Source organism: Buttiauxella sp. (assembly GCF_049686335.1).
Classification (GTDB): Bacteria; Pseudomonadota; Gammaproteobacteria; order Enterobacterales; family Enterobacteriaceae; genus Buttiauxella.
The window spans coordinates 36,360-56,092 of record NZ_JBAVHX010000021.1 but is presented as its reverse complement, the minus strand read 5'-3'; the positions used below and the strand labels follow the sequence as shown (position 1 = coordinate 56,092).

The following is a 19,733-nucleotide window of genomic DNA, read 5'->3' as shown; positions in this document are numbered from 1 at the left end:
TCTACCTGCATTTATGGCGGATGACGCGGGGCTTATCCGCCCTACAAATTCCAGATCCACCACGTAACCTTGCATCCATCCCCATCTTCCGGCAAAGTCAGCCCAGATAAACTTCTCGGGCGAACGCAAATTATGAAACGGTTAATTGTTGGAATTTCAGGTGCCAGTGGCGCAACGTACGGTGTGCGACTGCTTCAGGTGCTGCAACAATTACCGGATATCGAAACGCATCTGATTATGAGCAATGCTGCTCGCCAAACCCTTGCGCTGGAAAGTGATATGTCCGTGCGTGAAGTTCAGGCGCTGGCGGATGTGGTTCATGATGCCCGGGATATCGCCGCCAGCATCTCCTCAGGCTCTTTTAAGACGCATGGCATGGTCATATTGCCTTGCTCTATCAAAACCCTTTCTGGCATTGTTCACAGCTATACAGATGGCCTGCTAACGCGTGCTGCAGATGTGGTGCTCAAAGAGCGACGCCCTTTGGTACTTTGTGTGCGCGAAACTCCATTGCACCTCGGCCATTTGCGCTTAATGACCCAGGCGGCTGAGTTGGGTGCCGTGATTATGCCGCCGATGCCTGCGTTCTATCATCGCCCGCAGAGCGTGCAGGATATTATTGACCAGACGGTTAATCGTGTACTCGACCAGTTTGATATTGAGCTTGCGCAAGACCTGTTCACCCGCTGGACTGGCGCATAAACACTGTGCCAGTGTGGTGCATCACAAAACCCAGCGCCTCATAATGGGGCGTTTTTGTAACCCCGATCACTTCCAGAACATTTATCCGCTATTTTCCTCCGTTAATGCTTTTCCCTCAGGCCAGACCTGCTATCTTTCAAGTCTGTGACATGGTTGTAACTATTTTTTAACACAAAAATGCGCACTTTCTTTCACGCAAGAAAAAGTGGCATGAGAACTGCAACTCTGAATCAGCAACACAAAACAAACACAACACGACATTACACATAATAAGATCAGTCAAACTTGAGGGTTACGTATGAAAAAGCAAGTTCTCGCTCTGTCTTTACTGCTCGGCTTGAGCACCACCGCAAGCGTCTTTGCAGCCCTTCCACAGAGCCTTCGTCTTGGTACGGATACGACATATGCGCCGTTTTCATCTAAAGACGCAAAAGGGGATTTTGTTGGTTTCGATATTGATCTCGGTAATGAGCTCTGTAAGCGCATTAATACTAAATGTACGTGGGTTGCAAGTGACTTTGATGCCCTGATTCCTTCGCTTAAAGCGAAGAAAATCGACGCCATCATCTCCTCACTGTCTATCACCGAAAAGCGCCAGCAAGAGATTGCCTTCTCCGACAAACTGTATGCTGCTGACTCCCGCTTAATTGCTGTTAAAGGCTCACCGGTTAAACCGACGCTGGATTCACTTAAAGGCAAGCACGTAGGCGTGTTGCAGGGTTCAACCCAGGAAGCGTTTGCTAATGCTGAATGGCGCACCAAAGGTATCGATGTGGTGGCTTATGCCAACCAGGACCTGATTTATTCGGATCTGGCGGCTGGCCGACTGGACGCGGCTTTCCAGGATGAAACTGCCGCGAGCGAAGGCTTCCTGAAATTGCCAGCAGGGAAAGGTTATGCGTTCGCAGGCCCGTCTGTGAAAAACAAACAGTACTTCGGTGACGGCACCGGTATTGGCTTGCGCAAAGACGATACTGAGCTGAAAGATGCCTTCAACAAAGCACTGGCAGAAATGCGTAAAGACGGTACTTACGACAAATTTGCTAAGAAGTACTTCGATTTTAATGTTTACGGTGAATAAGATTATCCCGTAGTCTGTAGCCCGGTTATGCTTTGATGCAGCCGGGCTGAATAGAATTGCAATCTAACCAAAGTTCGTTGCACCTGTAAGGTGCAAAAATTTAGCAATGCACCAAAATAGTGTATTGCTTGCATCTTGTTGGTGCAGTGGGTTTTTTTGACTTTTTGTGGCATGTGATTCTGGCGCGCCAGAATAGGAAAAAAACACTGTAACAAGATGCATAAATTGGCATGGAACGTGCAATTTTATCCGGTTAAAAAGCAATCGCGTATAAAAACAGTCTATTCGAGGATAATTATGAACAAGCAGATCATCGCTCTTTCGTTAGTACTGGCATTTTCCAGTGTTTCCACAGCTTTCGCCGCTATTCCTAAAAACCTACGCATCGGTACAGACCCGACTTACGCCCCGTTTGAATCAAAAAACGCGCAAGGGGAATTAGTGGGTTTTGACATCGATCTGGCAAAAGAACTCTGTAAACGCATCGAAACGAACTGCACCTTCGTGGAAAACCCACTGGATGCGCTGATCCCCTCGTTGAAAGCGAAAAAAATCGACGCGATTATGTCGTCACTTTCCATCACTGAAAAACGCCAACAAGAAATTGCCTTCACCGACAAACTGTATGCTGCAGACTCGCGTTTAGTGGTCGCGAAAGGGTCGCCAGTTCAGCCAACACTTCAGGCCCTGAAGGGTAAGCGCATTGGTGTTCTGCAAGGTACCACCCAGGAAACCTACGGAAATGAGCATTGGGCGCCTAAAGGCATCGAAATTGTCTCTTATCAGGGCCAGGATTCTATTTACGCTGACCTGACGGCTGGCCGTATTGACGCCGCATTCCAGGATGAAGTCGCTGCGAGCGAAGGCTTCCTGAAGCAACCGGTGGGTAAAGATTATCAGTTTGGCGGCCCGTCCATTAAAGACGACAAATTGTTTGGCGTAGGCACCGGTATGGGTCTGCGTAAAGACGACACCGAGCTGCGTCAGGCCCTGAACAAAGCGTTTGCTGAAATGCGCAAAGATGGGACTTACGAGAAGTTAGCGAAGAAATACTTCGACTTCGATGTTTACGGTGGTTAACAGTCACCAGTGGTTCAACCTGCCCTGAAAGGGCAGGTTAGGTTTGTGCAGACACTGACGACAGGATACGCACCATGCTGTACGGTTTTTCTGAAGTAATCTTTAAAGGGGCCATCGTCACGCTGGAACTGGCGCTAAGCTCCGTTATCCTCGCCGTTATCATAGGTCTGGCTGGAGCTGGTGCTAAGTTATCCAAAAACCGCCCTTTAGCGTTGCTGTTTGAAGGTTACACTACCCTGATTCGCGGTGTGCCGGATCTCGTGTTGATGCTGTTGATTTTCTACGGCCTGCAGATGGCACTCAATGTGTTAACCGACGCGATGGGAGCCGCTCAGTTTGATATCGACCCCATGGTGGCGGGTATCATTACCCTGGGCTTTATCTACGGTGCTTATTTCACTGAAACTTTCCGCGGTGCTTTCCTCGCTGTTCCACGCGGGCATATTGAAGCCGCAACGGCATTTGGTTTTACCGGTTCTCAAACCTTTCGCCGCATTCTCTTCCCGGCCATGATGCGCTTCGCGCTCCCGGGGATTGGCAACAACTGGCAGGTAATTTTAAAAGCCACTGCGCTGGTCTCTTTGTTAGGGCTGGAAGATGTGGTGAAAGCCACGCAACTTGCCGGGAAAAGCACCTGGCAGCCATTCTACTTTGCGATTGTTGCCGGGATCATTTACCTGATCTTTACCACGGTTTCGAACGGAGTCTTGCTCTGGCTTGAACGCCGCTACTCGGTGGGTGTGAAGAGGGCTGAGCTATGATCGAAATTATCCAGGAATACTGGAAAGCGCTGCTGTGGACGGATGGATACCGCTTTACCGGTGTCGCTATCACGCTGTGGTTGTTGATTACCTCGGTGGTAATGGGCGGGATTCTGGCGCTGTTCCTCGCGATTGGTCGCGTATCGAGCAACAAGTTTATTGCTTTCCCAATCTGGTTATTCACCTACATATTCCGTGGCACACCGCTGTATGTGCAATTGCTGGTGTTCTACTCCGGTATGTACACGCTGGAAGTGGTGAAAGGGACGGTGTTGCTCAATGAGTTTTTCCGCAGCGGCCTCAACTGTACGGTGCTGGCGCTGACGTTAAATACCTGTGCCTATACCACCGAAATTTTTGCCGGGGCGATTCGCTCGGTGCCGCACGGTGAAATCGAAGCCGCTCGTGCTTATGGTTTCTCGCCATTCAAATTGTACCGTTGCATTATTTTGCCATCGGCGCTGCGTATCGCGCTGCCAGCGTACAGCAATGAAGTCATTTTGATGCTGCACTCCACGGCGCTGGCGTTTACTGCCACGGTGCCTGATCTGCTGAAAATTGCCCGTGATATCAACTCCGCGACCTACCAGCCGTTTACGGCGTTTGGCATCGCGGCGGTGTTATATCTGATTATTTCTTACGTCCTGATAAGCCTGTTCCGCAGAGCCGAACAGCGTTTTATGCAGCACGTTAAACCCAGTTCTTCGCACTGAGTAATTCCCATGGCTGAAAATAAATTAAACGTAACTGATTTGCACAAACGCTACGGCGAACATGAAGTGCTTAAAGGGGTTTCTCTGCGCGCTAACGCGGGAGATGTGATTAGTATTATCGGTTCGTCTGGCTCCGGGAAAAGTACTTTCCTGCGTTGCATTAACTTCCTCGAAAAACCGAGCGAAGGGACGATTGTGGTCAGCAACCAGAATATCAACCTGGTGCGCGACACTGACGGGCAACTGAAAGTGGCGGATAAAAATCAGCTGCGTTTGCTGCGTACGCGTCTGACCATGGTATTCCAGCACTTCAACTTGTGGAGCCACATGACGGTACTGGAAAACGTCATGGAAGCGCCGATTCAGGTACTAGGCTTGAGCAAGCAAGAAGCCAAAGAGCGAGCCATTAAGTACCTCGCAAAAGTGGGTATCGATGAACGCCAGCAGGCGAAATATCCGGTGCATCTTTCCGGTGGTCAGCAGCAGCGTGTCTCTATCGCCCGTGCACTAGCGATGGAACCGGAAGTGCTGCTGTTCGATGAACCGACTTCTGCGCTCGACCCTGAGTTGGTAGGTGAAGTGCTGCGTATCATGCAGAAACTTGCTGAAGAGGGGAAGACCATGGTGGTAGTGACACATGAGATGGACTTTGCGCGTCATGTATCAAACCATGTGATCTTCTTGCACCAGGGCGTCATTGAAGAAGAGGGGACGCCAGCAGAGTTGTTTGGTAATCCCAAAAGTGCGCGTTTGCAGCAGTTTTTGTCGGGTTCGTTGAAGTAATTTCCCCTCACCCTAACCCTCTCCCCAGGGAGAGGGAACTATTCGGTTTTCTCCTTCTCCTGGGGGAGAAGGTTGGGATGAGGGCGTTTCCTACCGCACCACATCCCCCAACGCCTCCTCCAGGTCGTACCAACGGAAGCCAAATCCTGACTCTTCGAGCCGCTTCGGTAGCGCCCTTTGCCCGCCTAACACCAGCACCGAAGATTCCCCCATCATCAAGCGAACCGCCTTTGCCGGGGCGCGCATAAACGCCGGGCGATGGAGTGCATGGCCGAGCGCGTGAGAGAATTGTTCGTTACGTACCGGGTAGGGCGAAACCATGTTGAACGGCCCACGCAGATCGTTATCCAGCAGCCACAGGATCCCGTTGACCATATCGTCGATATGGATCCATGCCAGATACTGGCGACCGTCGCCTATCGGGCCACCCAGGCCTAAACGGAAGATTGGTAAGAGCTTCGCCAGAATCCCACCTTTTGGCGCCAGAACCACGCCGGTACGCAGCAGGCAGACACGCGTCTGCTCACTCTGCGCGCTGCAAGCGATTTGCTCCCAGCGGGCGCAAAGCTTGTGAGTAAACTCGTTATGCGGTGGCTCATCTTCGTTGACCACCACTTCGCCGAGGTCACCGTAGTAGCCTGCGGCAGAGCCGGAGATAAGCACTGAAGGCGGCGTCTGGCTTGCTTTAAACATCTCGACCAGACGCTCGGTGATTTGCCAACGGCTATTACACAGCCGCTGTTTTTGCGCCTCAGTCCAGCGTTTATCGGCTATCGGTTCGCCAGCCAGATTGATAACGGCATCAAACCCATCAAGATTGGATCTCTCACTCAACCCTTTCCAGAAGGTCACTTTGGTGTCAAACAGCGCACGGCCTTTCTCGGGATTTCGGGTAACGACGGTGACATCGTGCCCTAACTCCAGCAAGCGTGGCACCAGATGGCTGCCAATCAACCCCGTTCCGCCGGTTATCAGTATCTGCATGGTCGTCTCCAGCTTTTTACGCCTGGCGACGCCAACTCATTGTCATGGATACAGAGTCGGCATAACGCAGCGCGTGAAGTTTATCGATCTCTACTTCAGCATAAGACACCCACGGATGGTCGCATGCGATATCGAGCACATCCTGAGTTAATTTTTCCAGGAGTGAGAACCGAGTATTCTCAACCAACTGGATGATTTGTTTAGTAATGGTGCGATAGTTCAGCGCATCGTTAATATCTTCGCTGGCGCGAGCTTTGTCCGCCGGATAATGAATCGCGACGTTAATGACGATATCCTGGCGATTGGCAATTTCTTCTTCTTTGATGCCAATGAAGGTGCGCAGGCGTAAGTTTTTAATTCGAATAATCGCGTCTGGCTGATGAGATGACATTGCAGGTTTCTTCCATATGATTGTAATTTTCCAGCCCTAGAATACATGAGGAAAAACATTGCGCCCATAGCGGGCGCATTGGCATTAACTTATTTGTGATTGCTGATAGGCGCGTTCTGTCGCAGGGCGCGAGCGGATGCGCTCAAACCAGTTCTCGACTGCCGGGAAGTTCGCCAGATTAATGCGCTGGCGCTCATGTGAAACCGTCCACGGGTAGGTAGCGATATCCGCAATACTGTATTCATTGCCGCCCAACCAAGGGGTTTTCTCTAGCTGTTTGTTTAGCACGCCATACAAACGCTGAGTTTCCACCTGATAGCGTTCAATCGCATACGGCACAGGTTGCGGTGCGAAATGGTTAAAGTGATGGTTCTGACCAAGCATCGGACCGAAGCCACCGACTTGCCAGAACAACCATTGCAGGGTGTGGGCACGTTCACGCAGATCCTTGCTTAAAAGCTCGTTGGTCTTCTCCGCCAGATAAAGCAAAATTTCCCCTGATTCAAACAAGCTCAACGGGCTGCCACCATCGAGAGGATGCTGGTCGATAATTGCCGGAATTTTATTGTTTGGGGAAATCGCCAAAAAGGCAGGCTGAAACTGATCTCCTTTGCCAATATCAATACGGTGAATGTTGTACTCCAGACCTGCCTCTTCCAGAAACAGCGTGATTTTGTGGCCGTTTGGTGTCGGTGCGTAGTAAAGGTCGATCATCTCATTGCCATCCTGATATTAGTTTTTGCAGAACCCTATGGAGTATAGACTTTTTGATAAATTTGCCGGGCAGATGAGTTTTGCTCAAGTGACAACCGCCATTTTCCGCTATATGTTCAATAACCTGGAAGCTTGAATGATGGGGATATTATGAGCCAGCCGACAATAACGCTTTGGTCCGACAGTAACTACTTTAGCCCTTACGTGATGTCCGTCTATGTTGCCCTGAAAGAGAAGGGACTGAACTTTACGATGCAAACAGTCGACCTCAATACCGGACAAAACCTGCATCCCGGTTGGAAAGGCTATGACCTCACTCGACGCGTTCCTGTGATTGCGGTCGATGACTTTTTGTTAAGCGAATCCTCCGCGATTACTGAATATCTCGAAGATCGGTTTGCCCCGCCGACCTGGGAACGCATCTACCCACATGATTTAGAAAAACGCGCGCGTGCCAGACAAATTCAGGCGTGGATCCGCAGTGACTTAATGCCGATCCGTGAAGAGCGTTCAACCGATGTGATTTTCGCCGGTGTCAAAAAGCCACCGCTGAGTGACAAGGCGCAGGCCACAGCGCAAAAGCTGGTGACCACCGTTGAAGGTCTCTTGCCGGTCGGCCAGCAAAATTTGTTTGGTGAATGGTCTATTGCCGACACGGATCTGGCATTGATGCTTAACCGTCTGATCCTCAATGGCGATGAGGTACCTGAGCGCTTGCAAGAATATGCAACGTTCCAGTGGCAGCGCGCTTCGGTTCAACGTTATCTGGCACTTTCCGCAAAGCATTCTGGTTGATTCGCCCCATAATTCGTTATGATGAATTCGCTTATCATTAACAGGAATGTGGTTTTATGAAGCTAATGTTTGCCTCGGATATTCATGGTTCTCTACCCGCTACAGAGCAAGTGCTAGCGCACTTTGAGCGTAGTGGTGCTAAATGGCTGATATTACTGGGGGACGTGTTGAATCACGGGCCGCGTAATGCATTACCGGTGGGCTATAATCCAGGTGCGGTTGCAGAGCGGTTTAACAGCATTGCGGATAAAATTATTGCGGTGCGTGGCAACTGCGACAGCGAAGTTGATCAGATGCTGCTACATTTTCCGATAACAGCTCCCTGGCAACAGATTTTAATGGCCGATCAACGTCTATTCGTTACGCATGGCCATTTGTATAATCCTGACAAACTGCCTCCGCTGGCAGAAAATGACGTGCTGGTTTTTGGCCACACTCATCTACCCTTAGCGGAAAAACAAGATACAGTTTATCTGTTCAATCCAGGTTCGGTGAGTATTCCCAAAGGTGGGTTCGAGGCGAGCTACGGCATGCTAAACGATGGTGTTCTGAGCGTTCACGCACTGAATAACGATGGGGTTATTGCACAGGTCGAGATTACCCCGTAACTTACCGCCTGTTGAACATAACGCGCCATAAGAGCGCCCTGAATAAGGTTTCCCCGATGGTGGAACAGAGTCATTTTGTTGGCACGGAATGGATAGACATTGTCAATGAAGACAATGAAGTTATCGCGCAATCAAGTCGAGAACAAATGCGCGTGCAACGTTTACGACATCGTGCGACTTATATTGTTGTGCATGACGGTATGGGTAAGATTTTGGTGCAGCGACGCACTGAAACTAAAGATTTTATGCCGGGTATGTTAGATGCCACCGCGGGCGGCGTGGTTCAGGCCGACGAACAATTACTCGACTCTGCGCGCCGCGAGGCTGAAGAAGAGCTGGGTATCGCGGGTGTGCCTTTTGCCGAGCATGGTCAGTTCTATTTCGAAGATACCAACTGCCGGGTGTGGGGAAGCCTGTTTAGCTGCGTTTCTCATGGTCCGTTTGCTTTGCAGGAAGAAGAAGTCAGCGAAGTTTGCTGGATGTCTCCAGAAGAGATTACCGCCCGCTGTGACGATTTCACGCCGGACTCTTTAAAAGCCCTGGCATTGTGGATGACCCGCAACGCTAAAAATGAATCCCAGCACACCGCTGCTGCTGAGTAACTCATTCAGTTTTCTACGGAATATCGACAATAAAAAAAGGCCGCTAATACAAATTAGCGGCCTTTTTGCTTCTCAGAAGAACTTAGTCTTGTTGAGAAGACTGAATCGCAGTCAGAGCGATGGTGTAAACGATATCGTCTACCAGTGCGCCACGAGACAAGTCGTTAACGGGTTTACGCATACCTTGCAGCATTGGCCCGATGGAGATCAGGTCGGCTGAACGCTGTACCGCTTTATAAGTGGTGTTACCGGTGTTCAGGTCTGGGAAGATGAATACGGTAGCGCGGCCCGCAACTGGTGAGTTTGGCGCTTTGGACTTAGCAACGTCAGCCATAACTGCGGCGTCATATTGCAGCGGACCATCGATAACCAGGTCAGGACGTTTTTCCTGAGCGATACGAGTCGCTTCACGTACTTTCTCAACGTCGCTACCAGCACCAGAAGTCCCGGTGGAGTAAGACAGCATCGCAACGCGTGGGTCGATACCGAATGCAGCAGCGGAATCCGCAGACTGAATTGCGATTTCTGCCAGCTGCTCAGCTGTTGGATCCGGGTTGATCGCACAGTCACCGTAAACATAAACCTGTTCTGGCAGCAGCATGAAGAAGACAGAAGAAACCAGCGAGCTTCCTGGTGCAGTTTTGATAAGCTGCAACGGAGGACGAATGGTGTTTGCGGTGGTGTGAACCGCACCGGAAACCAGACCGTCAACTTCGTCTTGCTCAAGCATCAACGTACCCAGCACAACATTGTCTTCCAGTTGCTCACGAGCAACGGCTTCAGTCATACCTTTGCTCTTACGCAGCTCAACCAGGCGAGCAACGTAGCTTTCGCGAACCACTTCTGGATCCACGATTTCGATGCCTGCGCTCAGTTCAACGCCTTGCGCTGCAGCAACACGGGTGATTTCATCCGGGTTACCCAACAGTACGCAAGTTGCAATACCACGTTCAGCACAGATAGATGCCGCTTTCACGGTACGTGGCTCTTCGCCTTCTGGCAGTACAACACGTTTACCGGCTTTACGAGCCAGTTCAGTGAGCTGGTAGCGGAACGCTGGAGGAGACAGACGACGGCTGCGCTCAGAAGTTGCAGTCAGAGATTCGATCCAGTTTGCATCAATGTGGCTTGCCACATATTCCTGCACTTTTTCGATACGCTGATGGTCGTCAGTTGGGACTTCCAGGTTGAAGCTCTGCAGGCTCAGAGAAGTCTGCCAGGTGTTGGTATCAACCATGAACAGCGGCAGGCCAGTGGCGAATGCACGCTCACACAGTTTGCTTACGCGTGGGTCCATTTCGTAACCACCGGTCAGCAGAACTGCACCGATGTCGACACCGTTCATTGCGGCCAGGCACGCTGCAACCAGCACGTCTGGACGGTCTGCTGAAGTCACCAGCAGAGAACCTGGGCGGAAATGCTCCAGCATGTGCGGAATGCTACGCGCACAGAAGGTTACAGACTTCACGCGACGGGTTTTGATGTCGCCTTCGTTGATGATGGTGGCGTTCAGGTGACGCGCCATATCAATTGCGCGAGTTGCGATCAGATCGAAACTCCACGGCACACAACCCAGAACTGGCAGCGGGCTGTCAGCAAACAGTTCTTTAGGATCGATGTTTGCGATGCTCGCTTTAGTGGAGTCATCGAAAATCTCGGACAGGTCAGGGCGAGTACGACCTTGATCATCCACTGGGGCATTCAGTTTGTTGATGATTACGCCAGTGATGTTGGTATTTTTGCTACCACCGAAGCTGCTGCGAGCCAGTTCGATACGCTCTTTCAACTGCTCTGGAGAGTTGTTACCCAGAGACATCACGAAGACGATTTCAGCGTTCAGCGTTTTAGCAATTTCGTAGTTCAGAGACTGCGCAAACTGATGCTTGCGAGTAGGCACCAGGCCTTCAACCAGAACCACTTCAGCATCTTTGCTGCTGGCGTGGTAGTTGGCGATGATCTCTTCCATCAGCACGTCTTGTTGGTTGCTGGATAGCAGCGACTCAACGTGGTTCATGTGCAGTGGCTCAGCGGTAGGGATGCTGGAGTTTGCACGAACGATGCTGGTGGTTTGATCTGGAGTATCGTCACCGGTACGCGGTTGAGCGATAGGTTTGAAAACGCTAAGGCGAACGCCTTTTTGTTCCATAGCACGGATAACACCCAGGCTGACGCTAGTCAGGCCGACGCTAGTTCCGGTAGGGATCAGCATAATAGTACGGGACACGGTATAACCTCTTTGTCTATACCCTTCATACTTCAAGTTGCAGGGGTGTTGGCTGCACTCACTCACACCAGTCACTTACTTCAGTAAGCTCCTGGAGATTCCTGAGCTTGCCGCCTGGCTGCAACTCGAATTATTTTGGGTATTGCCTTTACAGGACTCAGAAAACAGTACCGCCAGCGAAGGCTGGCGGTAAGGAGAATCAAGCGGTCAGGCGAGATGCATCCTGAGCGATAACCAGTTCTTCGTTGGTCGGAATGACCACCGCAGCACGGGTACCCTCTTTGTTGATGAAGCCTGATTTGCCAAAGCGTGCAGCCAGGTTGCGTTCGTGGTCAACTTCGAAGCCCAGAACACCCAGTTTGCCCAGAGACAGTTCACGAACCATCGCGGCGTTTTCACCGATACCACCGGTGAATACCACTGCGTCCAGACGACCATCCATCAGCGCAGTGTAAGAACCGATGTATTTAGCCAGGCGGTGGCAGAAGACGTCCATTGCACGCTTAGCGTCTTCTTTAGTTGTGTAGTTGTCTTCAACATAACGGCAGTCGCTGGTGACTTCAGTCAGACCCAACAGGCCAGATTCTTTGGTCAGCATTTTGTTGATGTCATCAATGCTCATGCCTAGGGAATCGTGCAGGTGGAAGATAATCGCTGGATCGATGTCACCAGAGCGAGTACCCATTACCAGACCTTCCAGTGGAGTCAGACCCATAGAGGTGTCAACACACTTGCCGTTACGGATAGCAGAAACAGAACCGCCGTTGCCCAGGTGGCAAGTGATGACGTTCAGCTCTTCTACCGGTTTGTTCAGCATTTTCGCGGCTTCTTGAGTCACATAGAAGTGGCTGGTGCCGTGTGCGCCGTAGCGACGAACGCCGTGCTCTCTGTACAGTTTGTACGGCAGAGCATAGAGATAAGATTCTTCTGGCATGGTCTGATGGAACGCGGTGTCAAACACTGCAACGTTTTTATCAGCCAGTTTAGGGAAAGATTTCAGTGCTTCAGCAATACCGATCAGGTGTGCCGGGTTATGCAATGGTGCAAAAGAAGCAGTATCTTTGATACCCTGAATCACGGTCTCGTCGATAACAACGGAGCGGGTGTACTTCTCGCCGCCGTGAACAACACGGTGGCCGATAGCAGTCAGCTGCTCGGACAATTCAGGTTTTTGTGCCAGAATGGTATTAACCATAAAGTTCAGAGCTTCGCTGTGAGCGGCGCCTGCACCCAAAGCCGCTTCTTGTTTACCGCCGTCCATTTTCCACTTGATACGTGCTTCAGGAAGATGGAAACATTCGGCTAAACCAGAGAGGTACTCGTCACCGTTTACAGCATCAATAATTGCGAATTTCAGTGAAGAGCTACCGCAGTTCAGAACCAGTACTAGCTTACTCGACATGGAAGTACCTACTTTTATACGTGGCTAAAAAAACGTCATTTAGTCTCTCAGCGTAGCGCATGATGAGACAGACATTTATGATTAACGTCATGCCGAAAGCGTTTTTTTGGCATGACGAAGAAATACTCTTGAGTTTACGCCAGTTTGCGTGATTTTTGTGCAATGGCGAACTGAGCAAAAAATTGACAACCTGCGGTTTCCCTTCTACGGCCATCAAGGCCGGCACAGGATAACTGATTGCGATGGTTAAAGACAAAAGATTTTGAACCATGTAATTTAGAGTTGTTTAATTGCACAAAAATTTTATTTTTTATATGTGAAGTTGAGGTAAAGCCATGTCTATCCCTAAAAATAGCCACGCTAGCTGGTTCAGTATGTTCAGCCGTGGGCAACACTATTCAAAGACCTGGCCAGTTGATAAACGCCTCGCGCCTGTCTTTGTAGAAAACCGTGTGATCCGCGCCACGCGTTTTGCCATCCGCTTTATGCCTCCGCTCGCTGTGTTCACGCTGACCTGGCAAATTGCGCTTGGCGGCCAACTTGGCCCTGCCGTTGCCACCGCTTTATTTGCCTGTAGTCTGCCGATGCAGGGATTATGGTGGTTAGGTAAACGCTCCGTGACGCCACTTCCGCCAACCTTGTTGAGCTGGTTCTATGAAGTCCGGGGTAAATTGCAGGAAGCAGGGCAGGCATTAGCGCCTATCGAAGGCAAGCCAGACTACCAGGCACTGGCAGATGTACTGAAGCGTGCGTTCAAGCAACTGGATAAAACTTTTCTGGATGATTTGTAAAATCCCTGCCGCTACGCATATAAAGAAGGATATTTTTTCGCAGGCTTATGTCTGCGCAATAGGAGCTAAGAAATGGAAATGACTAACGCCCAGCGTCTGATTTTATCGAATCAGTACAAAATGATGACCATGCTCGACCCGGACAACGCCGAGCGTTATCGTCGCCTGCAAACGCTCATTGAGCGTGGCTATGGTTTGCAAATGCGCGAGCTGGATCGTGAATTCGGTGAGCTGACGGAAGAAACCTGTCGCACCGTTATCGACATTATGGAGATGTATCACGCTCTGCATGTCTCCTGGACCAACCTGAAGGACAACCAGGAAATCGACGAACGTCGTGTGACTTTCCTTGGCTTTGATGCGGCTACCGAAGCGCGTTTCCTCGGTTATGTTCGCTTTATGGTGAACATTGAGGGTCGTTATGCTCATTTTGATGCAGGGACTCATGGCTTCAATGCGCAGACCCCAATGTGGGAAAAATATCAGCGCATGTTGAAAGTCTGGCAGTCTTGCCCGCGTCAGTACCATTTAAGTGCGAACGAAATCGCGCAAGTTATTAATGCCTGAGGGGGAAAGCGTGGTGAAGTGCAAAGGTTTCTTGTTTGATTTGGATGGGACACTGGTTGACTCTCTGCCAGCCGTCGAGCGAGCCTGGATTAACTGGGCTAAGCGATTCGATATTTCGCCACAGGAAGTTTTAGGCTTTATTCACGGCAAACAGGCGATCACTTCGTTACGCCACTTTATGGCGGGCGCGACTGAAGATGAGATTCAGCAGGAGTTTCTTCGTCTTGAGAAAATCGAGTCTGAAGATACCGACGGGATTGTGGCGCTGCCTGGTGCCGTGGAGCTGCTGACTCATTTGAATGAAGCGGGCATTCCGTGGGCTATCGTGACGTCGGGTTCATTACCGGTGGCGTCTGCTCGCCGTGCGGCGGGTGGTTTACCGAAGCCTGAAGTTTTGGTCACCGCTGAGCGTGTTGCGCGCGGGAAACCAGAGCCGGATGCCTACTTGCTCGGCGCGCAATTGCTCGGTTTCGAGCCGGAAGAGTGCGTGGTGGTGGAAGATGCTCCAGCTGGCGTGTTGTCAGGTTTGGCGGCGGGCTGTCATGTGATTGCCGTCAATGCGCCAGCAGATACGCCGCGCCTTGAGCATGTCGATTATGTGCTGCATTCATTGACCGAGCTTCTGGTTCAAAAATTGCCAGATGGCACAGTTGAAGTGTTCAGAAAACACTGAACATATGATTTAGCCCCGCGATAGCGGGGCTTTTTTATGGCAAAATTTCTTCTTCCTGAGCAATCACAAAAGGAATTGTTTTGAACTCAGAACTGATTTGGGTTTTATCATTGCTGGCAATAGCCGTCGTGTTATTCGCCACCGGTAAAGTGCGCATGGATGCGGTCGCACTGCTTGTCATTATTGCTTTTGTCCTCAGCGGTACACTCTCTCTTAGCGAAGCCTTCTCAGGCTTTAGCGACCCCAACGTTATTCTTATTGCAGCGCTATTTATCATTGGCGATGGCCTGGTGCGCACCGGCGTGGCTTCCAAAATGGGTTCGTGGCTGGTGGACGTGGCGGGCAGCAGTGAAACCAAAATGCTTATTTTGCTGATGCTGACCGTTGCCGGGCTGGGCGCGTTTATGAGCTCGACAGGCGTGGTCGCCATTTTTATCCCCGTGGTACTCAGCGTTTCAATGCGCATGAAAACTTCCCCGTCGCGCCTGATGATGCCGCTAAGTTTTGCAGGGCTGATAAGCGGCATGATGACGCTGGTCGCTACCCCGCCAAACCTGGTGGTGAACAGCGAACTGTTGCGGGAAGGTTTGCAGGGGTTCCATTTCTTTAGCGTCACGCCTATCGGGCTGGTTATTTTGCTGCTGGGCATCGGTTACATGCTCATCGCGCGTTTTGCTTTAAACGGGCAGAAAAAGGACGATGGGAAACAAAACTGGCGACGCCGTACTTTCCGTGATCTGATTAAAGAATATCGTTTAACCGGGCGCGCACGTCGTCTGGCGATCCGCCCCGGTTCGCCAATGGTTGGCCGTCGCCTGGACGATTTAAAATTGCGTGAGCGTTATGGTGCGTACGTCATAGGTCTTGAGCGCTGGCGTAAATTCCGCCGCGTTATTGTCAATGTGACCGGGACGACTGAGTTTCGCGCCCGTGATGTGCTGTTAATTGATATGTCTGCGTCCGAAGTTGACCTGCGTGAGTTTTGTAGTGAGCAGATGCTAGAACCGATGGTCCTGCGCGGTGAGTATTTCTCGGATCAGGCGCTCGACGTTGGCATGGCTGAAGTTTCATTAATCCCTGATTCTGAACTGTTTGGTCAGACGCTTCGTGAAATCGGTTTTCGTACACGCTATGGCCTGAATGTCGTGGGGCTGCGTCGTAATGGTGAAGTGATGGATGGGCTTCTGGTGGATGAGTCCTTACAACTGGGGGATATTTTGCTGGTAGTGGGCGACTGGAAGCTTATCAGCCAGTTACAGCAAAAAGGCCGCGATTTCCTGGTACTCAATTTGCCGGTAGAGGAGGGCGAAGCATCGCCTGCTCACAGCCAGGCACCACATGCGATTTTCTGCCTGGCACTGATGGTTGCGCTGATGCTGACCGACGAAATCCCCAATACGATAGCTGCGATTATCGCCTGTTTGCTGATGGGGAAATTCCGCTGCATCGATATGGAAAGCGCTTATAGAGCGGTGCACTGGCCAAGCATTATCCTGATTGTCGGGATGATGCCTTTTGCGCTTGCGTTGCAAAAAACCGGCGGCGTGGATTTGATAGTTAATGGCCTGATGCAGATGGGTGGCGGTTACGGCCCGCACTTGATGCTAATTTGCCTGTTCGTCATGTGCGCCGCGATTGGTCTGTTTATCTCTAACACGGCGACGGCTGTTCTGATGGCACCGATTGCGCTGGCTGCGGCAAAAACCATGGGCGTCTCGCCTTATCCGTTCGCCATGATTGTCGCACTAGCTGCATCAGCTGCGTTTATGACGCCAGTCTCATCCCCGGTTAATACCCTGGTGCTGGGGCCGGGGAATTATAAGTTCAGCGATTTCGTGAAAATGGGCGTGCCATTTACGGTGATTGTGATGGTGGTAAGTGTGGTGATGGTGCCGATGCTGTTCCCATTTTGACTCATTAGTGTCGGTTGGCGCTTGCGCTATCCGACCTACGAAAAATGACGTGGGTGGATAAGCGCAAGCGCGATCCACCATTACCCCAAACTAAAGCGGTGAATCCTGGCTAATCTCATCCAACGAAAGCTGGAAACTTGGCACAAAAACCGTCATGAAATAGTCCATCTCTTCGCTGTGACGCTCCGACAGCGTTTTCTCGAGACGGCTTTTTGCCAGTAAAAATTCATTGTTACCCGCAGAGAGTTCTTCCAGACATTTCAGATACGCACATAACGCATCAGCCTGTTTGACGATAGCTCGCTCTTCATCACTACTCTGATGTTCATCAATGAGCGGCGCCCAAATGTCACGTAACTCTTCTGGCACCATATCGATCAATTTCTGCTGCGCGATTTTCTCAATAGCCTTGTATTCGTGAGCTATTTGCGAGTTGAAATATTTCACCGGAGTTGGCAAGTCACCCGTCAGCACTTCACTGACGTCGTGATACATCGCTAATAATGCGACATGCTCAGCGTTAATCTGTCCGTTAAATTTGCGGTTTTTTATTACGGCTAAGGCATGAGCAACCATAGCGACTTGCAGACTATGCTCAGAAACATTTTCAGTGCGCACATTGCGCATGAGCGGCCAACGGTTGATTAATTTCAGACGTGAAAGGTGGGCAAAAAAATGGCTCTGGCTCATAGATACACTCGGGGTCTGTAGGGCGGGTAAGCAGAGCGTCACCCGCCGAGAACGTGGTGGACCAAGCTTACGCTTATCCACCCTTTGAGGCTAAAAATTACTGATGGTAATGACCGAGGAAACGACCAAATTTACTGATAGCCATATCCAGTTCATCAACGCGCGGTAAGGTAACAATACGCACGTGATCAGGCCACGGCCAGTTAAACGCAGTCCCTTGAACCAACAGCACTTTTTCCTGTAACAAGAAGTCTAGCACCATTTTTTGGTCGTCATGGATGTTAAAGCGCTTAGCATCTATTTTCGGGAACATATACAGCGCCCCGCGTGGTTTCACGCATGAAACGCCAGGAATATCGTTAAGCAGTTCCCATGCCCGGTTACGCTGTTCGTACAGACGTCCGCCGGGAACAATGAATTCGCTAATACTTTGATAACCGCCCAGTGCCGTTTGAATGGAGTGTTGTGCCGGAACGTTGGCACACAGACGCATAGACGCCAGCATCTCCAGCCCTTCGATATAACCTTTCGCGTGTTTCTTCGGCCCGTTCAGGACCATCCAGCCCTGACGGAAGCCCGCAACACGGTAGGTTTTTGACAAACCATTGAAGGTCACGGTCAGCAGATCCGGGGCTAGCGCTGCAATCGAATGGTGCTGCGCTTCGTCGTACAGAATCTTGTCGTAAATTTCATCAGCGAAAATGATCAAATTATGCTGACGCGCGATTTCAACAATTTCCAGCAGCAGCTCTTTCGAGTAGACCGCACCGGTTGGGTTGTTGGGGTTGATAATCACGATACCGCGGGTACGTGGCGTGATTTTAGCGCGAATATCATCAAGGTCAGGGAACCAGTCGGAAGACTCATCACATAAGTAATGAACGGCTTTACCACTGGAAAGCGAGACGGCTGCGGTCCATAAAGGATAATCAGGAGCAGGCACCAGCATCTCATCACCGCTGTTTAGCAGTGCTTGCATGGATTGAACAATCAGCTCAGAAACACCGTTGCCGATATAGATATCTTCAACCGTCACATCCCGCATTTCGCGTGCCTGATAATGCTGCATGATGGCTTTACGTGCGGAGTAGAGTCCTTTTGAGTCGCAATAGCCCTGCGCCGTAGGTAAGTTACGAATCACATCGACAAGGATCTCATCCGGGGCATCAAAGCCAAAGGGCGCCGGGTTGCCAATATTCAGCTTGAGGACTTTATTCCCTTCTTCTTCGAGGCGTTTCGCTTCTTTGAGCACTGGGCCACGGATGTCATAACAGACGTTATCAAGTTTGCTGGATTTTTCGATAGGGGACATGAACCTGACCTTAAATGTTAGCGCCACTTCCTGCCGTGGAAGCGACCAGGCAACAATGTACTCCTGCAACGCCCAGATTTGAAGGTTGTCGAAGCGCCAATTAGTAATAAATCTTCAATTTTTAGGAGAAGGGTAAAAGTCACTGAATAACCATTTATTGGAGTTATATATCGCTAACTGTACAAATAACAAAATTAAATATACTGTAATTTCATATTTACAATATTATTAGCTCGTTAAAGGTGAGTGCTGTAGTAGGTACTGCTAATCATCAAGCTAATTAAACTGAGTAATAGTTAAGGAAAATTGAATATTCATGCTGATGTTTAAATGTAGTGCGTGAGTGTGAGTTAATAATATGTATATAAAAATAATCCAGTATGTGATTAATATAAACAAAAAATAGAGTTAAGTTGCTTCTCATTTAGAATGTAGAATTTTGGACAATTCTCAGAATAAATGGTTGAGGAGCGAAATAAAAAAGAGAATGAGATCAGATAATTCGTAACAAAAGTTATGAGTTAGGTCGTTTTGCGGTAAGATACTGTCCTGAAAATGGTAGCTAAATCTTGCTAAAAATATCGCAACCTCATGTTTTATTGTGGATTGGTTGGCAGGCGTCGTAGTGTGTCAATTGCCAGTGAAACGAAGTGCCTTAAAGAAAACTTTCACGGTGCTTACGCTTGTTTTTGCCCTGAATTGAATAAATAAAACTCTGTGCTGAAGTTGTTTTACAATAATTACTCAGTTTTAATTTTAGTGGCTAGTACGTTTAGACGAATGTTTGTATGTTGTTATCGTCCGTATAATATCCCCGGGTATATGTGTGTCGCTTTATTGAGTCGCATTCGCCTGAGGGCATGAAAAATAAATAAGTCAGAACGACTGTCAGGATGACGGTGCTCCCCTCTGGGAGGCGTTCTGTAAAAGGGAATTGCTTTATCTTT

General features: G+C 50.0%; 20 protein-coding genes. 13 read left to right on the top strand and 7 right to left on the bottom strand.

Features of this window, described 5'->3' with window-relative positions:
- Positions 1–132 precede the first annotated feature (132 nt).
- The 6 genes from WBL83_RS14115 to hisP all read left to right on the top strand — a co-directional run bounded on the left by WBL83_RS14115 (position 133) and on the right by hisP (position 5,120).
- Positions 133–702: a UbiX family flavin prenyltransferase gene (locus WBL83_RS14115; protein ID WP_424589741.1), complete on the top strand. Its 570-nt coding sequence runs from the start codon at positions 133–135 to the stop codon at positions 700–702.
- A gap of 298 nt (positions 703–1,000) precedes the next feature.
- The gene (gene argT, locus WBL83_RS14110) at positions 1,001–1,783 is read left to right on the top strand and encodes a lysine/arginine/ornithine ABC transporter substrate-binding protein ArgT (RefSeq protein WP_424589740.1); all 783 of its coding nucleotides are present in this window, start codon (positions 1,001–1,003) and stop codon (positions 1,781–1,783) included.
- 297 nt (positions 1,784–2,080) lie between these two features.
- Positions 2,081–2,863: a histidine ABC transporter substrate-binding protein HisJ gene (gene hisJ, locus WBL83_RS14105; RefSeq protein WP_424589739.1), complete on the top strand. Its 783-nt coding sequence runs from the start codon at positions 2,081–2,083 to the stop codon at positions 2,861–2,863.
- A 74-nt stretch (positions 2,864–2,937) separates the two neighbouring features.
- The gene (locus WBL83_RS14100; protein WP_424589738.1) at positions 2,938–3,624 is read left to right on the top strand and encodes a histidine ABC transporter permease HisQ; all 687 of its coding nucleotides are present in this window, start codon (positions 2,938–2,940) and stop codon (positions 3,622–3,624) included.
- Positions 3,621–4,337 carry an ABC transporter permease gene (locus WBL83_RS14095; RefSeq protein ID WP_424589737.1) on the top strand — a complete coding sequence of 239 codons (717 nt, stop codon included), beginning with the start codon at positions 3,621–3,623 and terminating at the stop codon, positions 4,335–4,337. The genes WBL83_RS14100 and WBL83_RS14095 overlap by 4 nt, the downstream gene beginning before the upstream one ends.
- 9 nt (positions 4,338–4,346) lie before the next feature.
- Entirely contained in the window at positions 4,347–5,120 is a 774-nt protein-coding gene (hisP, locus tag WBL83_RS14090) for a histidine ABC transporter ATP-binding protein HisP (protein ID WP_424589736.1), read from the top strand.
- Between the two features lie 90 nt (positions 5,121–5,210).
- Here hisP and WBL83_RS14085 read toward each other — a convergent pair whose 3' ends face one another.
- The 3 genes from WBL83_RS14085 to yfcG form a co-directional block, all read right to left on the bottom strand.
- The gene (locus WBL83_RS14085; protein WP_424589735.1) at positions 5,211–6,104 is read right to left on the bottom strand and encodes a TIGR01777 family oxidoreductase; all 894 of its coding nucleotides are present in this window, start codon (positions 6,102–6,104) and stop codon (positions 5,211–5,213) included.
- Between the two features lie 16 nt (positions 6,105–6,120).
- Complete coding sequence (gene folX, locus WBL83_RS14080; protein WP_424589734.1) at positions 6,121–6,495, bottom strand: dihydroneopterin triphosphate 2'-epimerase; 375 nt, start codon at positions 6,493–6,495, stop codon at positions 6,121–6,123.
- 84 nt (positions 6,496–6,579) lie between these two features.
- Positions 6,580–7,209 (bottom strand): GSH-dependent disulfide bond oxidoreductase, encoded by a 630-nt coding sequence (gene yfcG, locus WBL83_RS14075; RefSeq protein WP_424589733.1) that lies wholly within the window; start codon positions 7,207–7,209, stop codon positions 6,580–6,582.
- A 150-nt stretch (positions 7,210–7,359) separates the two neighbouring features.
- Here yfcG and yfcF point away from each other — a divergent pair, with 150 nt between their 5' ends.
- From yfcF to yfcD, 3 genes are read left to right on the top strand one after another with little or no spacing between them, the layout of a single operon-like run.
- Positions 7,360–8,004, top strand: coding sequence for a glutathione transferase (gene yfcF, locus WBL83_RS14070; protein ID WP_424589732.1), 645 nt, complete (start codon positions 7,360–7,362; stop codon positions 8,002–8,004).
- A 56-nt stretch (positions 8,005–8,060) separates the two neighbouring features.
- Positions 8,061–8,612: a phosphodiesterase gene (yfcE, locus tag WBL83_RS14065; RefSeq protein ID WP_424589731.1), complete on the top strand. Its 552-nt coding sequence runs from the start codon at positions 8,061–8,063 to the stop codon at positions 8,610–8,612.
- Between the two features lie 56 nt (positions 8,613–8,668).
- Positions 8,669–9,214, top strand: coding sequence for an NUDIX hydrolase YfcD (gene yfcD / locus WBL83_RS14060; protein WP_424589730.1), 546 nt, complete (start codon positions 8,669–8,671; stop codon positions 9,212–9,214).
- 82 nt (positions 9,215–9,296) lie between these two features.
- On the opposite strand, the gene pta is transcribed toward yfcD, so the two are convergent.
- Both pta and ackA read right to left on the bottom strand, forming a co-directional pair.
- Positions 9,297–11,438: a phosphate acetyltransferase gene (pta, locus tag WBL83_RS14055; RefSeq protein WP_424589729.1), complete on the bottom strand. Its 2,142-nt coding sequence runs from the start codon at positions 11,436–11,438 to the stop codon at positions 9,297–9,299.
- Between the two features lie 199 nt (positions 11,439–11,637).
- Entirely contained in the window at positions 11,638–12,840 is a 1,203-nt protein-coding gene (gene ackA, locus WBL83_RS14050) for an acetate kinase (RefSeq protein WP_424589728.1), read from the bottom strand.
- A 335-nt stretch (positions 12,841–13,175) separates the two neighbouring features.
- Here ackA and yfbV point away from each other — a divergent pair, with 335 nt between their 5' ends.
- From yfbV to WBL83_RS14030, 4 genes are all read left to right on the top strand, one after another.
- Positions 13,176–13,631: a terminus macrodomain insulation protein YfbV gene (yfbV, locus tag WBL83_RS14045; protein WP_424589727.1), complete on the top strand. Its 456-nt coding sequence runs from the start codon at positions 13,176–13,178 to the stop codon at positions 13,629–13,631.
- Between the two features lie 72 nt (positions 13,632–13,703).
- Entirely contained in the window at positions 13,704–14,198 is a 495-nt protein-coding gene (locus WBL83_RS14040) for a YfbU family protein (RefSeq protein ID WP_424589726.1), read from the top strand.
- Positions 14,191–14,871, top strand: coding sequence for a sugar phosphatase (locus tag WBL83_RS14035; protein WP_424589725.1), 681 nt, complete (start codon positions 14,191–14,193; stop codon positions 14,869–14,871). Before WBL83_RS14040 ends, WBL83_RS14035 begins: the two co-directional genes overlap by 8 nt.
- A gap of 80 nt (positions 14,872–14,951) precedes the next feature.
- A complete protein-coding gene (locus WBL83_RS14030) occupies positions 14,952–16,784 on the top strand; it encodes an SLC13 family permease (protein WP_424589724.1) in 1,833 nt (610 codons plus the stop codon).
- A 90-nt stretch (positions 16,785–16,874) separates the two neighbouring features.
- On the opposite strand, the gene yfbR is transcribed toward WBL83_RS14030, so the two are convergent.
- Both yfbR and alaA read right to left on the bottom strand, forming a co-directional pair.
- Positions 16,875–17,474 carry a 5'-deoxynucleotidase gene (gene yfbR / locus WBL83_RS14025; RefSeq protein ID WP_424589723.1) on the bottom strand — a complete coding sequence of 200 codons (600 nt, stop codon included), beginning with the start codon at positions 17,472–17,474 and terminating at the stop codon, positions 16,875–16,877.
- Between the two features lie 97 nt (positions 17,475–17,571).
- Positions 17,572–18,786: an alanine transaminase AlaA gene (gene alaA, locus WBL83_RS14020; protein WP_424589722.1), complete on the bottom strand. Its 1,215-nt coding sequence runs from the start codon at positions 18,784–18,786 to the stop codon at positions 17,572–17,574.
- Positions 18,787–19,733: the final 947 nt, after the last annotated feature.

Bases quoted from the DNA above. Each gene is read 5' to 3' on its own strand.
- WBL83_RS14095 (WP_424589737.1), top strand. From the start codon at position 3,621: ATGATCGAAATTATCCAGGAATACTGGAAAGCGCTGCTGTGGACGGAT.
- yfbV (WP_424589727.1), top strand. From the start codon at position 13,176: ATGTCTATCCCTAAAAATAGCCACGCTAGCTGGTTCAGTATGTTCAGC.
- yfcE (WP_424589731.1), top strand. From the start codon at position 8,061: ATGAAGCTAATGTTTGCCTCGGATATTCATGGTTCTCTACCCGCTACA.
- yfbR (WP_424589723.1), bottom strand. From the start codon at position 17,474: ATGAGCCAGAGCCATTTTTTTGCCCACCTTTCACGTCTGAAATTAATC.
- WBL83_RS14085 (WP_424589735.1), bottom strand. From the start codon at position 6,104: ATGCAGATACTGATAACCGGCGGAACGGGGTTGATTGGCAGCCATCTG.
- yfcG (WP_424589733.1), bottom strand. From the start codon at position 7,209: ATGATCGACCTTTACTACGCACCGACACCAAACGGCCACAAAATCACG.
- hisJ (WP_424589739.1), top strand. From the start codon at position 2,081: ATGAACAAGCAGATCATCGCTCTTTCGTTAGTACTGGCATTTTCCAGT.
- hisP (WP_424589736.1), top strand. From the start codon at position 4,347: ATGGCTGAAAATAAATTAAACGTAACTGATTTGCACAAACGCTACGGC.
- folX (WP_424589734.1), bottom strand. From the start codon at position 6,495: ATGTCATCTCATCAGCCAGACGCGATTATTCGAATTAAAAACTTACGC.
- WBL83_RS14035 (WP_424589725.1), top strand. From the start codon at position 14,191: ATGCCTGAGGGGGAAAGCGTGGTGAAGTGCAAAGGTTTCTTGTTTGAT.
- WBL83_RS14115 (WP_424589741.1), top strand. From the start codon at position 133: ATGAAACGGTTAATTGTTGGAATTTCAGGTGCCAGTGGCGCAACGTAC.
- alaA (WP_424589722.1), bottom strand. From the start codon at position 18,786: ATGTCCCCTATCGAAAAATCCAGCAAACTTGATAACGTCTGTTATGAC.
- WBL83_RS14040 (WP_424589726.1), top strand. From the start codon at position 13,704: ATGGAAATGACTAACGCCCAGCGTCTGATTTTATCGAATCAGTACAAA.
- argT (WP_424589740.1), top strand. From the start codon at position 1,001: ATGAAAAAGCAAGTTCTCGCTCTGTCTTTACTGCTCGGCTTGAGCACC.
- yfcF (WP_424589732.1), top strand. From the start codon at position 7,360: ATGAGCCAGCCGACAATAACGCTTTGGTCCGACAGTAACTACTTTAGC.
- ackA (WP_424589728.1), bottom strand. From the start codon at position 12,840: ATGTCGAGTAAGCTAGTACTGGTTCTGAACTGCGGTAGCTCTTCACTG.
- yfcD (WP_424589730.1), top strand. From the start codon at position 8,669: ATGGTGGAACAGAGTCATTTTGTTGGCACGGAATGGATAGACATTGTC.
- WBL83_RS14100 (WP_424589738.1), top strand. From the start codon at position 2,938: ATGCTGTACGGTTTTTCTGAAGTAATCTTTAAAGGGGCCATCGTCACG.